General features: G+C 72.7%; 13 protein-coding genes. 8 read left to right on the forward strand and 5 right to left on the reverse strand.

All coding sequences use genetic code 11. The features are described 5' to 3' along the window. Positions 1 to 60 precede the first annotated feature (60 nt). Complete coding sequence (locus IE258_RS01595) at positions 61 to 1,674, forward strand: succinic semialdehyde dehydrogenase (protein ID WP_189737885.1); 1,614 nt, start codon at positions 61 to 63, stop codon at positions 1,672 to 1,674. Between the two features lie 38 nt (positions 1,675 to 1,712). Further along, positions 1,713 to 3,557: a GMC oxidoreductase gene (locus tag IE258_RS01600; RefSeq protein WP_189737887.1), complete on the forward strand. Its 1,845-nt coding sequence runs from the start codon at positions 1,713 to 1,715 to the stop codon at positions 3,555 to 3,557. A gap of 513 nt (positions 3,558 to 4,070) precedes the next feature. Here the strand turns inward: IE258_RS01600 and IE258_RS01605 are convergent. Beyond that, positions 4,071 to 4,358: a chorismate mutase gene (locus IE258_RS01605; protein ID WP_030145536.1), complete on the reverse strand. Its 288-nt coding sequence runs from the start codon at positions 4,356 to 4,358 to the stop codon at positions 4,071 to 4,073. Between the two features lie 369 nt (positions 4,359 to 4,727). Between IE258_RS01605 and guaA the strand changes: the two genes are divergently transcribed. Continuing rightward, positions 4,728 to 6,308 carry a glutamine-hydrolyzing GMP synthase gene (gene guaA, locus IE258_RS01610; protein ID WP_052839803.1) on the forward strand — a complete coding sequence of 527 codons (1,581 nt, stop codon included), beginning with the start codon at positions 4,728 to 4,730 and terminating at the stop codon, positions 6,306 to 6,308. Between the two features lie 24 nt (positions 6,309 to 6,332). On the opposite strand, the gene IE258_RS01615 is transcribed toward guaA, so the two are convergent. Then, entirely contained in the window at positions 6,333 to 6,818 is a 486-nt protein-coding gene (locus tag IE258_RS01615; protein WP_189737890.1) for a pyridoxamine 5'-phosphate oxidase family protein, read from the reverse strand. A gap of 126 nt (positions 6,819 to 6,944) precedes the next feature. On the opposite strand from IE258_RS01615, the gene IE258_RS01620 reads away from it, so the two are divergent. The 3 genes from IE258_RS01620 (at position 6,945) to IE258_RS01630 (ending at position 9,851) form a co-directional block, all read left to right on the forward strand. Then, a complete protein-coding gene (locus IE258_RS01620; protein WP_127895167.1) occupies positions 6,945 to 7,748 on the forward strand; it encodes a class II aldolase/adducin family protein in 804 nt (267 codons plus the stop codon). 161 nt (positions 7,749 to 7,909) lie between these two features. Next, the gene (locus IE258_RS01625) at positions 7,910 to 9,205 is read left to right on the forward strand and encodes a hypothetical protein (protein WP_189737893.1); all 1,296 of its coding nucleotides are present in this window, start codon (positions 7,910 to 7,912) and stop codon (positions 9,203 to 9,205) included. 130 nt (positions 9,206 to 9,335) lie between these two features. Continuing rightward, positions 9,336 to 9,851 (forward strand): DoxX family membrane protein, encoded by a 516-nt coding sequence (locus IE258_RS01630; RefSeq protein WP_159323922.1) that lies wholly within the window; start codon positions 9,336 to 9,338, stop codon positions 9,849 to 9,851. Positions 9,852 to 9,867: 16 nt separating this feature from the next. Here IE258_RS01630 and IE258_RS01635 read toward each other — a convergent pair whose 3' ends face one another. Both IE258_RS01635 and IE258_RS01640 read right to left on the reverse strand, forming a co-directional pair. Next, complete coding sequence (locus tag IE258_RS01635; protein ID WP_189737896.1) at positions 9,868 to 10,113, reverse strand: hypothetical protein; 246 nt, start codon at positions 10,111 to 10,113, stop codon at positions 9,868 to 9,870. After that, on the reverse strand, positions 10,100 to 11,548 hold the full coding sequence (locus tag IE258_RS01640) for a PspC domain-containing protein (protein ID WP_189737898.1): 1,449 nt from the start codon (positions 11,546 to 11,548) through the stop codon (positions 10,100 to 10,102). The genes IE258_RS01635 and IE258_RS01640 overlap by 14 nt, the downstream gene beginning before the upstream one ends. Before the next feature lie 190 nt (positions 11,549 to 11,738). Between IE258_RS01640 and IE258_RS01645 the strand changes: the two genes are divergently transcribed. Continuing rightward, positions 11,739 to 13,031: an ATP-binding protein gene (locus IE258_RS01645; RefSeq protein ID WP_127894815.1), complete on the forward strand. Its 1,293-nt coding sequence runs from the start codon at positions 11,739 to 11,741 to the stop codon at positions 13,029 to 13,031. Next, entirely contained in the window at positions 13,028 to 13,783 is a 756-nt protein-coding gene (locus tag IE258_RS01650) for a LuxR C-terminal-related transcriptional regulator (protein WP_189737901.1), read from the forward strand. The genes IE258_RS01645 and IE258_RS01650 overlap by 4 nt, the downstream gene beginning before the upstream one ends. Positions 13,784 to 13,805: 22 nt before the next feature. Here IE258_RS01650 and IE258_RS01655 read toward each other — a convergent pair whose 3' ends face one another. Beyond that, positions 13,806 to 14,849, reverse strand: coding sequence for a C40 family peptidase (locus tag IE258_RS01655; RefSeq protein ID WP_189737904.1), 1,044 nt, complete (start codon positions 14,847 to 14,849; stop codon positions 13,806 to 13,808). Between the last annotated feature and the right edge of the window lie 74 nt (positions 14,850 to 14,923).

Below are 14,923 nucleotides of genomic sequence, written 5' to 3' on the forward strand. Positions count from 1 at the left end.
CCGTGAATCCCCGTTACCGACGGGTACACAAAGCCCGCCCGGCGTCATACCCTGCGGCTCATGACGGACGCGCAGGCCCCGGAACTCACCGGCACGAACCCCCTCGCCCCCACCCCGGAGGGCGCCCGCACGGCTGCCGACGTGGTCACGCCCGAGCTGGTCGCCCAGCTCACCAAGGGCGTGGCCGGGTCCGGCCGCACCGCCAACCACACCCCGTTCACCGGCGAGAAGCTGGCCGACCTGCCCGAGTCGACGCCCGAGGACGTGGCCGGCGCCTTCGAGCGGGCCCGTGCCGCCCAGGCCGTGTGGGCGCAGGTGCCGGTGCGGCAGCGGGCCGCGGTCCTGCTGCGCTTCCACGACCTGGTCCTGGAGCGGCAGGCCGAGGTCCTCGACCTCATCCAGCTGGAGACCGGCAAGGCCCGCCTGCACGCCCACGAGGAGGTCCAGGCCGTCGCCGTCGCCGCCCGGCACTACGGCCGCAAGGCCCCGGCGTACCTGCGGCCCAAGAGGCACACCGGCGCCGTACCGACCCTCACCAAGGTCACCGAGCTGCGCCACCCGCGCGGCGTCGTCGGCCAGATAGCCCCCTGGAACTACCCGCTGGAGCTGTCCGTCGGCGACGCGCTCCCCGCGTTCGTCGCGGGCAACGCCGTCGTGATGAAGCCCGACACCGAGACCTGCCTGACCGCCCTGTGGGCCCGTGACCTGCTCGTCGAGGCCGGGCTGCCCGCCGAGGTCTTCCAGGTCGTCCTCGGCGACGGCCCGGTCGTCGGCCCCGAGGTCGTCAAGCACGCCGACTACGTCTCCTTCACCGGCTCCACCCGCACCGGCCGCGAGGTCGCCCAGGGCGCCGCCGCGCGCCTGGTCGGCGTCTCCCTGGAGCTCGGCGGCAAGAACGCCATGCTGGTCCTCGAGGACGCCGACATCGAGAAGGCCGCGGCGGGCGCCGTCCGCGCCTGCTTCTCCTCGGCCGGACAGCTCTGCATCTCCATCGAGCGGCTCTACGTCCACGAGTCCGTCGCCGACGCCTTCCTGGAGCGCTTCGCCGCCCGCACCAGGGCGATGCGGCTCGGCACCTCCCTCTCCTACGGCGCCGACATGGGCTCGCTGGTCGGGGAGCGGCAGCTGGAGACCGTGAAGGCACACGTCGCGGACGCCGTCGAGCGGGGCGCGAAGCTCGTCACGGGCGGGGTCGCCCGCCCCGACATCGGCCCGTACTTCTACGAGCCGACCATCCTCGACGGCGTCGTGGCCCCCATGACCGTGTGCACCGAGGAGACCTTCGGCCCGGTCGTCTCCGTCTACCGCTTCACGACCGAGGACGAGGCGGTCGAGCAGGCCAACTCCACGCCGTACGGCCTGAACTCCTCGGTGTGGACGAAGAACGCCCGGCGCGGCCACGAGGTCGCCGCGCGGATGCGCACCGGGACCGTCAACATCAACGAGGGGTACGCCCCCGCCTACGGCAGCGCCCAGTCCCCGATGGGCGGCATGAAGGACTCCGGCCTCGGCCGCCGGCACGGTTCCGAGGGCATCCTCAAGTACACCGAGGCCCAGACCGTCGCCCACCAGCGGCTACTGCCGATGGCGCCGTCGCTGGGGATGGACGACGAGAAGTACGCGGCGTTCATGAGCCGCAGCCTGCGCCTGATGAAGGCGTTCCGCTTCCGCTGACCCACCCGACCACCGTCCGTTCTCAACGAGGAGAGCACGTGTCGCAGGAGAAGTCTGTCCAGACCCGGGACGAGAACGGGTACGACTACGACGTCCTCGTCGTGGGATCCGGCTTCGGCGGCTCCGTGTCCGCCCTCCGCCTCACCGAGAAGGGATACCGCGTCGGCGTCCTGGAGGCCGGCCGCCGCTTCACCCGCGAGTCGCTGCCGAAGAACTCCTGGGACCTCAAGAACTACCTCTGGGCGCCCAGGCTCGGCATGTTCGGCATCCAGCGCATCCACCTGCTCGGAAATGTCATGGTCCTGGCAGGCGCCGGGGTCGGCGGCGGCTCCCTCAACTACGCCAACACCCTCTACGTCCCGCCGAAGCCCTTCTTCGACGACCCCCAGTGGCGCGACATCACCGACTGGCACGAGGAACTGACGCCGTACTACGACCAGGCCAAGCGCATGCTCGGCGTCCGTCTCAACCCGACGATGACCCCCTCCGACGTGCACCTGAAGGCCGCCGCCGAGCGGATGGGCTGTGGCGACACCTTCCACATGGCGCCGGTCGGCGTCTTCTTCGGCGACGGCGAGGACGCCGACGGCAAGGCGAAGGCCGAGCCGGGACGGCAGGTGCCCGACCCGTACTTCGGCGGGGCGGGCCCCGACCGCAAGGCGTGCAACGAGTGCGGCGAGTGCATGACCGGCTGCCGGCACGGCGCGAAGAACACCCTCAACGAGAACTACCTGTACCTCGCCGAGAAGGCCGGCGCCGTGGTGCACCCGATGACCACGGTCGTCTCCGTCACGGACGACTCTCGCGGCGGATTCGCGATCGCCACGCTCCCCACCGACCACAAGAAGCGCGGGAAGCCCGGCAGGCGCGGAAAGCAGGACGCGGGCCGCACCTTCACCGCCCGCCGGGTCGTCATCGCCGCCGGCACCTACGGCACCCAGACCCTGCTGCACCGCATGAAGGCGGGCGGCCAGCTGCCCCACATATCCGACAAGCTCGGCGAGTTGACCCGCACCAACTCCGAGGCACTGGTCGGCGCCCAGACCGACGACCGGCGCTACCGCGGCGCCACCGGCGAGCCCCGCGCCGATTTCACGCGCGGCGTCGCCATCACGTCCTCGATCCACCCCGACGCCAACACCCACATCGAACCGGTGCGTTACGGCAAGGGCTCCAACTCGATGGGCGGCCTGTCGATCCTCCAGGTCCCCTACGCCGGGCAGACCGCCTCGGGTGCCTCCCGCGTCCTGGGCTTCCTGGGCCACGCGGCCAAGCACCCGCTGCTGGTCCTGCGTTCCCTGTCCAACCGCAAGTGGTCCGAGCGGACCATCATCGGCCTGGTCATGCAGTCCGTGGACAACTCGCTGACCACGCACCTGAAACCGACGGGCGTCGGCAAGGGCCTGCTCACCGCACGCCAGGGTCACGGCTCGCCCAACCCCAAGCAGATCAAGGCCGCGACCGAGGGTGCCAGCGCACTCGCCGCCGAGATCAACGGCTTCGCCGGGTCCAACGTCGGCGAGCTGATGGGCACCCCGCTCACCGCCCACTTCCTCGGCGGCTGCCCGATCGGCGCCTCGCGCGAGACCGGCGTCATCGACCCGTACCACCGCCTCTACGGCCACCCCGGCATCTCGGTCGTCGACGGCGCCGCCGTCTCGGCCAACCTCGGGGTCAATCCGTCCCTGACCATCACGGCGCAGGCCGAGCGCGCGATGTCGTACTGGCCGAACAAGGGCGAGAGCGATCCGCGCCCGGCGCAGGGCGCCGCGTACGCACGGGTGGCAGCCGTCGAGCCCCACTCCCCGGCCGTCCCGGAGAAGGCCTTCGGCGCGCTCCGGCTGCCGTTCCTGGACCTGCCGACGGTGCCGCCGAAGAAGTAGCGGACCCGCACCCCCCTCCGAGCGCGGGTCCCCACTCCATGCCTGTTCTGATCGGCGAAGCCTGTGAATGGTTGTCCCCACATTCACAGAATCCTTATGTGGCCTGTGTCACTCGGGAGGAGCGCGGGAGGCAGGAGAGGGAGGGGGAGCGGGAGGCGGGCGTCGCCAGCTGAGACAGGCTCGTGGACAGGCCCGTGTCGAACGAGGGACACGTTCCGACGGCCGGCCCCGGGCGTCCCCGGAGCCGGCCGTTCTCTTGGGTGACCGGGCTGCTGTCCCCTGCCGTCCGGTCACTTCCTGGAGCGAGGTCCCACGACGTCCGGCGCCAGCCGTACGTCTCATCGCTCCAGCGAGCCACGCGTGGTTCTTTCGGGCCCGCCCCTGGCTGACACGGACACCGGGACCAACGAAGCCGCTCGCGCACCGGTCACGCTCCGTACGGGTGAGAAGCGGCCCGAACTCAGATACGACCCGGTCGCTCCGCGGACAGGAGACCCGGTCGGGCCGCGGGCCTCAGACCCGCCCGCGGCACAGCTCCAGCATCGTCATCGCCAGCGCCGTGCCCGGCTTGCCCAGCGCCTGCCGGTAGTGGTCGAGCACCTCCATCTCGCGGGAGAGGTTCACCCGCCGGCCGCCGGAGGTGATCCTCGCCTCCTGGATGACGGCGGAGACGGCCATCCGTTCCTGGATCAGCCCGATGATCCGGTCGTCCAGGGCGTCGATGCGCTCCCGGGCGCCGGTGATCACGTCGGCGGCCTCGGGGGTGTGGGCGCCGGTCTTGTCTGCTGCGGTGACGGTCATGTCGGTGTCTCCTCGCCGAAGGGTGGCGGCACCCGGGACCGGCACGGTCCGCAAACGCCAGGCGCCCCGGACCTTGTCGGCCCGGGGCGCCTGGGAAGTCGCTTGTCAGTTGCTCAAGCAGCACGACCATGGCAGCCGGTGGGCCGGTTGCCATAGGTAAACAGGAACGCCTGGTGCTTGAGCATGGGCCCAAGTATGCCCCGGCGACGGTCGGTGTCCAACCCGGTTCGCATGGTGAGACCCGAGGGCGGAGCGGGGAGGGGAGGCGGCGGGGCCGACGGCCGGGACCGACGGCGGGGCCGGGTCACCTTCCCAGCTCGGTAGAATCGGGAGCACAAGCCCCCCGCCCGACCCGCCGGAAGGCACCCCGTGTCATCAGCGACTCCCGCTGCCGCCGCCCCCGACACCGTCCTGGTCGTCGACTTCGGCGCGCAGTACGCCCAGCTCATCGCCCGTCGTGTCCGCGAGGCGCGGGTCTACAGCGAGATCGTGCCGAGCTCCATGCCGGTCGAGGAGATCCTCGCCAAGAACCCGGCGGCCATCATCCTCTCGGGCGGACCCTCCTCGGTGTACGAGCCGGGCGCCCCGACCCTCGACCGCTCCCTGTTCGAGGCCGGCGTCCCCGTCTTCGGCATGTGCTACGGCTTCCAGCTGATGGCGCAGACCCTCGGCGGCACCGTCGACAACTCCGGCGCCCGCGAGTACGGCCGCACCGAGCTGGCCGTCTCCAAGCCCTCCTCCACCCTCTTCGAGGGCACCCCGGCCGAGCAGTCGGTGTGGATGTCGCACGGCGACGCCTGCTCCGCCGCCCCCGAGGGCTTCACCGTCACCGGCTCCACGGACGTCGTCCCGGTCGCCGCCTTCGAGAACGACGAGAAGAAGCTCTACGGCGTCCAGTACCACCCCGAGGTCATGCATTCCACCCACGGGCAGCAGGTGCTGGAGCACTTCCTGTACCGGGGCGCGGGCCTGAGCCCCGACTGGACCACGGGCAACGTGATCGAGGAGCAGGTCGCCGCCATCCGCGAGCAGGTCGGCGACAAGCGGGCCATCTGCGGGCTGTCCGGCGGCGTGGACTCCGCGGTCGCCGCCGCCCTCGTCCAGAAGGCCATCGGCTCCCAGCTGACCTGCGTCTACGTCGACCACGGCCTGATGCGCAAGGGCGAGACCGAGCAGGTCGAGAAGGACTTCGTCGCCGCGACCGGCGTGCAGCTGAAGGTCGTGGACGCCGAGGAGCGCTTCCTCAAGGCGCTGGCCGGGGTCTCCGACCCCGAGGAGAAGCGGAAGATCATCGGCCGCGAGTTCATCCGGGTCTTCGAGCAGGCGCAGCTGGAGATCATGCAGGAGGACGGCCCCGAGGTCGCCTTCCTGGTGCAGGGCACGCTCTACCCGGACGTCGTCGAGTCCGGCGGCGGCACCGGCACCGCCAACATCAAGTCCCACCACAACGTGGGCGGCCTCCCCGACGACATCGAGTTCGAGCTGGTCGAACCGCTGCGCCAGCTGTTCAAGGACGAGGTCCGCATGGTCGGCCAGGAGCTGGGCCTGCCGGACGAGATCGTCCAGCGCCAGCCCTTCCCGGGCCCGGGCCTCGGCATCCGGATCGTCGGCGAGGTCACCAAGGAGCGGCTCGACCTGCTGCGAGAGGCCGACGCCATCGCCCGCGAGGAGCTGACCGCGGCCGGCCTCGACCGCGACATCTGGCAGTGCCCGGTGGTGCTCCTCGCGGACGTCCGCTCCGTCGGCGTCCAGGGCGACGGCCGGACCTACGGCCACCCGATCGTCCTGCGGCCGGTCTCGTCCGAGGACGCCATGACCGCCGACTGGTCCCGGCTGCCGTACGACGTGCTGGCGAAGATCTCGACCCGGATCACCAACGAGGTCAAGGACGTCAACCGCGTCGTCCTCGACGTGACCTCGAAGCCGCCGGGGACCATCGAGTGGGAGTGACCCGGGAGCCCCGGAGGGCGCTCGCTACGTGCGCCTGATCGTGCGCACGGGCTGACCGGGCTGCCAGATCTCGACGACGAGGTACTTGTCGTCCTCGACGCAGGTCCGCACGACCTCCGTCAGCTCGGTACGGAAGAGGTGGAACGGCTCCGGCGGTTCCACCTCTTCGACGTATCCGGCTCTGGTTGCGGGGTCCTCGACCTCGATCGCCCGTCCGGCGATCCGTACGTCCCCGCCTCCCATGCCGGTGCCGTCCCCCGGGTTCGCCTGCAGCGCGAAGCGCGGGTCGCGGCGCAGGTCGAGGGCCTTCAGCGAGCCCGGCATCATGCCGAGCCACAGCTCGCCGCGCAGGAAACGCACCTCCAGGCCGGTGGTGCGGGGCGAGCCGTCCTTGCGGAGGGTCGCGAGGACGTGGTGCGTGTACGCGCCGAAGCGCGCTTCGGCGGTGTCGGCCAGGGCGGGTGCCGCGGCGGCGAAACCGGCCCAGTTCACAGCGGTGCCTGAAGTCATGCACCGAGTGTGAACGCCAAAACCGACATCCTCTGTCGCCTATTGGTCCCGGAACTGTCCTCCCGGCCGCACCGCCGGTAACTTCCGGCCCGTAGGGCACATCCGGCGCCGAAGGACAGAGAACACATGCACGGGACGCCAGGGGCCACCGAGCCCCCGCCGCTGCCCACCGACCGGCTGCGGTTCGCCATGCCGCCCAGGCACGACTCGGTCGAGGACGAACGCCGGCACCGCAAGGAACGGCTCGCCTGCGCGCTGCGCCTCTTCGGGCGGCACGGGTTCGAGGACGGGGTCTCCGGGCACATCACGGCCCGTGACCCCGAGTACAGCGAGTGCTTCTGGGTCAACCCGTTCGGCGTGCCCTTCGCCCACATCGCGGTGAGCGACCTGGTGCTGGTCAACTCCGAGGGCCAGGTGGTGGAGGGCGGTCACCACGTGAACCAGGCCGCCTTCACCGTGCACTCCCAGGTCCACGCCGCCCGCCCGGACGTCGTCGCGGTCGCCCACTGCCACTCGGTGCACGGGCGCGCGCTGTCGGCCCTCGGCGAGCTGCTCGAACCGATCACCCAGGAGAGCTGCGCCTTCTACGAGGACCACGCCCTGTACGACTCCTACTCGGGGGTCTCCGTCGACGCCGAGGAGGGGCGGCGCATCGCACGGGTGCTCGGCTCCGGCAAGGCGCTGGTGCTGCGCAACCACGGGCTGCTGACGGTCGGCGACTCGGTGGACGCGGCGGCCTGGTGGTTCCTGTCGCTGGAGCGGTCCTGCCAGGTGCAGTTGCTGGCCAAGGCGGCGGGGCGGCCGGTGCGGATCGACCACCGGCAGGCCGTGGCGACCCGGGAACAGCTCGGCGGCGACCTGGTGGCGTGGATCAACTACCAGCCCCTGTGGCAGGAGGTCACCCGCCGCGAACCGGACCTGTTCGACTGACCGCACCCCAGGCGACCCGGTGCGACGTCAACACGGCGGTCCGCGCATCACCCGCGCTGAGCAGACGTAAGCCGGGGCGGCGCGCGGACACGGGCCGGGGTACGGCACAATTCGCTGTCGTTCCAAGGGACTTACCGGGTGCGGGAAGGCGGGCGTCGGGCGTGGCGGTGCAGGAGGCGAGACGCGGGAGCGGCTCGGACAGGGGCGCGTACGAGGCGGCGCACGGCGGTGGCTGCACCTGCGGGGACTGCCCGCACGGGGCCCGCGAGGGGCACCGCAGGGCGGTCGCCGCGTTCCTGCTGCGGCGGGACGAGTTCGCGGCCGGGCAGGGGCTGCCGGCCGCGGTGGCCCACTCGGCCTCCGCGTCCCGGCAGTGGGTCTCGGAGGAGCTGACCCAGTCGGCGGAAGCCGTCGCCGAACGCGGCCGCGCCGAGGGCGACGCGTGGCTCGCCGCGCTGGGCCGGCGTACGACGGTCGTCGTGTGGGCGGCGGTCGTCCTCCTGCTGCTGGGACAGTCGCTCACCGCGGTCGGCGCGGGCTGGTCGGCGGCGCGCACCGCCGGACTCGCGGCGGCACTGGTGGTGGCCGGTGCGCTGACGGCCGCGTCCTGGTTCCACCGGGCCAGGGGCGGGGCGCTGGCACCGGTCATCGGTGAGGACAACCGCCTGTCCACCTCCCGTGCCGTGGCGGCGGCCTGGGTCCTCCTCGTCGCCTACGCCGTCCTGGTGCTCGCCGGGCAACTGGCCGTCGCCTCCGGACCCGACCGGCGGGACGCGCTGATCTCCGGGCTCGAACTCGGCCGCGGCACCGGCGCGGTGACCGTGCTCGCGGTGGTCTGCGGGATCGCGGTCCTGGTGCGCCGGGTGGTCGGCCTGCGGGTCCTGGGGCAGCGGCTGCAGAAGGTACGGGCCGACCGGCCGCGCGCCTCGGACCTGCTGACGGACGACGCGGGCCGCGGCACGTTCGCCGACATCCAGTACGTCGTGATCAGCGGCGTGGCGCTGGTGTTCGCGGCGGTACGGCTGGCCCGGCGTCCGGAACAACTCCCCGACCTGCCCTGGGGTCTCGCGGTGGTCGTGCTGGTCTCGGCGGCGACCTACGTGGCCGGGAAGTACGCCGAGGGCGGCCGGCCGGTGATCCTCTCCGTGGTCCGGGCACGGGAGGCCGGCGACCTGGACGCACCGATCCGCACCGGCGACGACATCGAGATCCGCGGCGCGGGCTTCGTGCCGCCGGGTGCCCAGCGGGCGGACCGGCTCTCCCGCATGGTCGTCCGCATCGGCGCGGTCCACGTCCACGTCCCCCTGGTGCCGGTGACGGGCGGCTTCAGCAACCCCACGGACGACGTGCTGACGGTCCCCGTCCCGGCGGACGTGGAACCGGGCCGGGTGGACGTCCAGGTGGTCACGGGCGCGGGCGTGGAGACCAACCGGTACCCGATCGACGTGACGGACTGACACCTCGCGCGAAACCCGGCGGCGAGAAACCGGTTGCCGAGGGTTGAGCGGAGCCCGGGTGTCGTACGTATGGTCTGTGGGGGGTCTGGGCATGGGCGGCGAGAGGCGGCTGGCAGTGATGACTCACGGTATGCGGACGGATGTCCACATCTCACCCGAGGGCGGGGGAGACTGGCGGGACAACGCCGCCCGCTACGCCCTCCTTCCCCTGCGGATCTTCCTCGGTGTCACCTTCATTTACGCCGGTCTGGACAAGCTCACCGACAGCGCCTTCATGAAGGACGCGGGCGCCGGATCCATCGGCGACATGATGCGGACCGTCCGCGACTCCTCGGCCGTCCCCGCCCTGGTCGACCTCGCCCTGAAGAACCCGGCCGGGTTCGGCTACGCCATCGCCCTGGGCGAACTGGCCGTCGGCATCGGCACCCTGCTCGGGCTGCTCACCCGCCTCGCGGCACTGGGCGGCGCGCTGATCTCCCTCAGCCTGTGGCTGACCGTGAGCTGGGCCTCCGATCCCTACTACTACGGCAACGACCTCGCCTACCTCATGGCCTGGCTCCCCCTCGTCCTCGCGGGCGCCCCGCTGCTGTCGCTGGACGCCGTACTGCGCACCCGGCGCAGGCGACGGACGGGCGGGTACCGCTAGGGGGTGTCCGGCGCCGTCAGCGCGGGAGGTCCGCCGGGGGTTCGTGCGGGGTCGCCGCGCCGGGCTCCCCGCGGCGTCGGTGCGCGGCCCGGGCCACGACGCCGACCGCGCCCGCGATGCCGAGCCCGCCCGAGACGACGGGGATCACCGCGAACCACGGCGTTTCCCAGAGGCCGCCCGCGTCACCGGCGTAGACGACGCCTGCCAGCATCAGGAAGAGGCCGGCCACCAGGCGTCCCGGCTGGAACCTATGACGCAGCACGGGTCACCTCCGCCTGACCGACGCCGACCTGGAGGTCGAGGTCCAACGTGCCGGCGTCCCCGCCGCCCCCGGTCGGGGCCAGGGTGATCTCCTTGTGCTTGCCCGGTGCCACGTCCACGTCCTTCTCGTCGTCGCCGGGCAGCTGGATGTCGCCCACCCCCACCTCGACGCTCAGCCGCACGGTCACGTCCTGCGGCACGACGACCCGTATTCGGCCCAGGCCCACGTCGGCCCGGGTGCTCACCGTCTGCCCCTCGGCCAGGTCGAGGCGGGACAGGTCCAGGGTGCCGCTGCCCGCACCGACCTCGTACTGGTCGCGCACGTCGGCCGCCACCACGGGCTTCCAGGTCGTCCGGACCCACTCCGTCCCGACGTTCTCCGGTACGGCGGCAGATCCGGCCAGCAGGCCCGCCGTGATGACCGCCAGGAAGATCGAACCGGCTCCCGTACGCCCGAGGAAGGCGCTGACCGCGATACCGAGGCCGAAGACCGCGAGCGCGCACGCCAGGCCGGTCTGCAGACTGGTGCCCAGCGGGTGGTCGTCCCAGGTCAGCCGGGTCCCGAGGAAGCCGGCCAGCAGGGCGAGCAGGAACACCCAGCCGCCGATGCCGCGGGGGCCGCGCGTCTCGGGCGACCAGGGGCGCCGGTCGCCCGCGGGGACGCGGTCGCCACGCCCCGGGATTCCGCGGCCGATGTTGACGGCCGCCGCGATGTCACGCTCCGCGGAGTCCGGCGGGCCCCACATGTAGCCCGTCCCGCCGTCATGGGTGCCGTCCTTGACGATCGGGTCGCGCCACCAGGAGGGCCAGGTGTACATGATCGGCGGCGCCTTGGCCTCCGGCGGGGCGTCGGCGACGGCCTGGGCCGACAGCGGGTCGGGTTCGGGGGCCCTGCGGTGCCGCGACCAGTACCCGGCGCCCGCGAGGAGCAGGGAGAGGACGACGGCGAAGGTCAGCACTCCGCCGTTGCGCAGCATGGTGAGGAAGACCCCGCAGCCGACCAGGGCGAAGAGCACACCCGCGAGCGCCTGGCCGTCGACCCGGCCGGTCAGCAGCTTGCGCACCTCGTTCTCCTCCTCGTCGTCGTAGGGGACGAAGAGCCAGGCGAAGCCGTAGAAGAGGAGACCGACGCCGCCGGTCGCGGAGAGCACCGCGAGCGTGATCCGGAAGATCACCGGGTCCAGGTCGCACTGCCGGCCGAGGCCGGCGCACACTCCGGCGAGCGCCTTGTGCCGCCGGTCCCGCCGGAACCGGTGCGGCGGCCCGAGGGCGTCCGCACCGCCGACGGCTCCCGCGTCGCCCGGGCCGCCCGGTGGACCCGGGTCGGCGGCACCGGCATCCGCGGCGGGCGCGGCATCCCGCGGCCCGGCGCCCAGCGGGGGGCGCGGGCCGGAGCCGGGTCCCGGACCCGTCGCGGCGTGCTCGTGATCTGTCATGGGTCCATGGTGACGGGCGCGGCGCCGTGACGGCAGCCGGTTCGACCCTGGTCGGACCCTGATATCGGCCCTGACTCCCCGCCCGGGGAGCGTTCGAGACCACCCCGGCCCTCCCCGGACCGAAGATCAGGGGTGATTGGGGGAACGACCCTGATGCTCCGGCTCCCGCACCCGTGTGACCATCGGTGTCATGCCGGAAGCCGCAGCAGCACCCGTCGTCGAACCGCGGCCGCCGCGCAAGCTCTACCGAAGCAGCGACGGACGCTGGCTCGGCGGGGTGGCGCGGGGGCTCGCCGGACATCTCGGGCTGCCCGTCATCTGGGTGCGGTTCGCCTTCGTCGGCCTGTTCATGGCCGACGGCCTGGGCGCCCTGCTGTACGCGGCCTTCTGGTTCTTCGTGCCGCTGGGCGTCGGCGGGGTGGAGGCGCAGAAGCCGCCGTCGCTCGTCACCTCCGAGACCGGGCCGGACGGCCGCCGCAGACTCGTGGCCCGCAAGCCGGACAAGGGGCAGCTGGTCGCCCTGCTCCTCATGGTCGTCGTGGCCCTGGTCTTCGTGGGCAACGTCGACCTCGGCGGCGGAGCCAAGGCATACCTGTGGCCGACCGTGCTCGTCGGCGCCGGCGTCGCCCTCGTCTGGCGCCAGGCGGACAACGCGCGCCGGGCCCGCTGGGCCGAGGTGGGACGCCACCGCCGCACGGTCACCCTGCTGCGCTCGGTGGCGGGCGTCCTGCTGGTGACGGCCGGGGTCACCGGCATCTTCGTCCTCCAGGGCTCCGCGGCCCACCTCGGCTCCGTCCTCCAGGCGGCCCTCGCCGTCCTCGTCGGCATCACCCTCCTCGCCGGCCCCTACCTGGTGCGGATGACGCAGGACCTCTCCGAGGAGCGGCTGATGCGCATCCGCGCCCAGGAGCGCGCCGAGGTCGCCGCCCACGTCCACGACTCGGTGCTGCACACCCTGACCCTGATCCAGCGCAACGCGGAGAACGCGGGCGAGGTACGCCGTCTGGCCCGGGCCCAGGAGCGGGACCTGCGCGCCTGGCTCTACAAACCGGAGGGCAACGGCAAGGACGAGGACGACGAGCCCACCACCCTCGCCGAGGCCGTGAAGCGCAACGCGGCGGAGGTCGAGGACAAGCACGGCGTCCCGCTGGAGGTGGTGGTCGTCGGCGACTGCCCCCTCGACGAGCGGATCAGCGCGCAGATGCAGGCCGCGCGCGAAGCGATGGTGAACGCCGCCAAGTACGGTGGCGAGGGCGGCGCCGTACAGGTCTACGCCGAAGTCGAGGGCAGGACGGTCTTCGTGTCCGTCCGGGACCGCGGCCCCGGCTTCGACCTCGACTCGATACCCGCCGACCGCATGGGCGTCAGAGAATCGATCATCGGCCGCATGGAGCGCAACGGCGGCACGGCGCGGCTGCGCGCGGTGCCGGACGGCGGCACGGAGGTCGAACTGGAAATGGAGAGGGCGGAGAAGACGTCATGAGCGACCCGACCGAGGCGAACGGAACGGCGGGAACGGCGGGAGCGGACGAGACGGCCGAGCCCGCGCAGTCCACCGGTGGCGGCACGGGGGAGCGCCACGTACGCGTGGTGCTCGTCGACGACCACCGCATGTTCCGCACCGGTGTCCAGGCCGAGATCGGCCAGACCGCCGAGACCGGGGTCGAGGTCGTGGGCGAGGCCGCCGACGTCGACCAGGCCGTCACCGTCATCACCGCGACCCGCCCCGAGGTCGTGCTCCTCGACGTCCACCTCCCCGGCGGCGGCGGGGTCGAGGTGCTGCGCCGCTGCGCGCCCCTGATGAGCGACGCCGAGCGGCCCGTCCGCTTCCTCGCCCTGTCCGTCTCGGACGCGGCGGAGGACGTGATCGGAGTGATCCGCGGCGGCGCCCGGGGCTATGTGACCAAGACCATCACCGGCACCGACCTGGTCAACTCCGTCTTCCGCGTCCAGGAGGGCGACGCCGTCTTCTCCCCGCGCCTGGCCGGCTTCGTCCTCGACGCGTTCGCCTCCACGGACGCGCCGCCGGTCGACGAGGACCTCGACCGGCTCACCCAGCGCGAGCGCGAGGTGCTGCGCCTGATCGCCCGCGGCTACGCGTACAAGGAGATCGCCAAGCAGCTCTACATCTCGGTGAAGACGGTCGAGTCCCACGTCTCGGCGGTCCTGCGCAAGCTCCAGCTGTCCAACCGCCACGAGCTGACCCGGTGGGCGACGGCACGCCGGCTGGTCTGACGGCCCGGCACGGTGCGGCGGCTCACACCACCCGCGTCGCCCCCGCGAACGGCATCTCGTCGACCGGGGCGACGCGGACCGGGGCCGACGGGTTCGGGGCGTGGATCATCTGCCCGTTGCCGACGTAGATGCCGACGTGGCTGATGCCCGAGTAGAAGAAGACCAGGTCGCCCGGGGCGAGTTCGGAGCGCGGGACGCGGCGGCCCGCGTCGATCTGGGCGTAGGTCGTGCGGGGGAGGGAGACCCCGGCGGCGCGGTAGGCGGCCTGGGTGAGGCCCGAGCAGTCGAAGGCGTTCGGGCCGGTCGCGCCCCACACATAGGGGCTGCCGAGCTTCTGGTAGGCGTAGGCGACGGCCGCCGCCGCGCGGGAGTTGGGGGCCTGGGCCGAGGCGGACAGGCTCTCCCGGGGTCCCGGCGCCGAGCGAGAGGCCCGGTCGCCGACGTCGGCGCGTTCCTCGGCGGTCAGCCGGGACAGCAGGCGGCGGGCCGATTCCAGTTTGCCGGTGACGGTCTCGCGGTGACGTTTCAGCTCGGCCCGGCGCGACTTCAGCGAGGACACCTCGACGCGGGCGGCGCCGCGCAGTTGCTCGATCTCCCGGAGCCCCTTGCGTACGCGGCCCACCTCGGCCTGCTGCCGGCTGCCCGCGCGCTCGGCGAACGCGGCGCCGTCGAGATACCGGTCCGGGTCGGACGAGAGCGCGAGTTGCAGGGCCGGGTCGAGGCCGCCGCTGCGGTACTGCGCCGCCGCGACCGAACCCAGCGCCTCCCGTGCCGAGTTCAGCCGGTCCTCCTTGCGGGCTGCCTCGTCGCGCAGGTCCTCCAGGCGCTGTTCGGCGGCGTCCGCCTTCTCCTTCGCGCCGTTGTACTTCTCCGTGGCCACCTCGGCCTCCTGGTAGAGCTTGTCCACCTTGGCCCTGACCTGTGCCGCCGTCGGCTGCGGGTCGGCGTGTCCGGTCCCGCCGCCCAGGCCCGTCGCGGTGGCCGCACCCGCGAGGGTGATCGTGGCCGCCGTACGGGCCCTGCCGCCGCCCGTCGCGCGCTGTCGCGGCCTGCGGTGCGTTCCCACCTGCGATCCACGTCCTTCCGTACGACTCGACTCCGGCCCGCGCCGGGTCGGCTCCGGTCCGCTCCGGCTGCCTG

The sequence above is a fragment of the Streptomyces tendae genome (assembly GCF_014650435.1).
GTDB classification, from domain to species: Bacteria; Actinomycetota; Actinomycetes; order Streptomycetales; family Streptomycetaceae; genus Streptomyces; species Streptomyces tendae.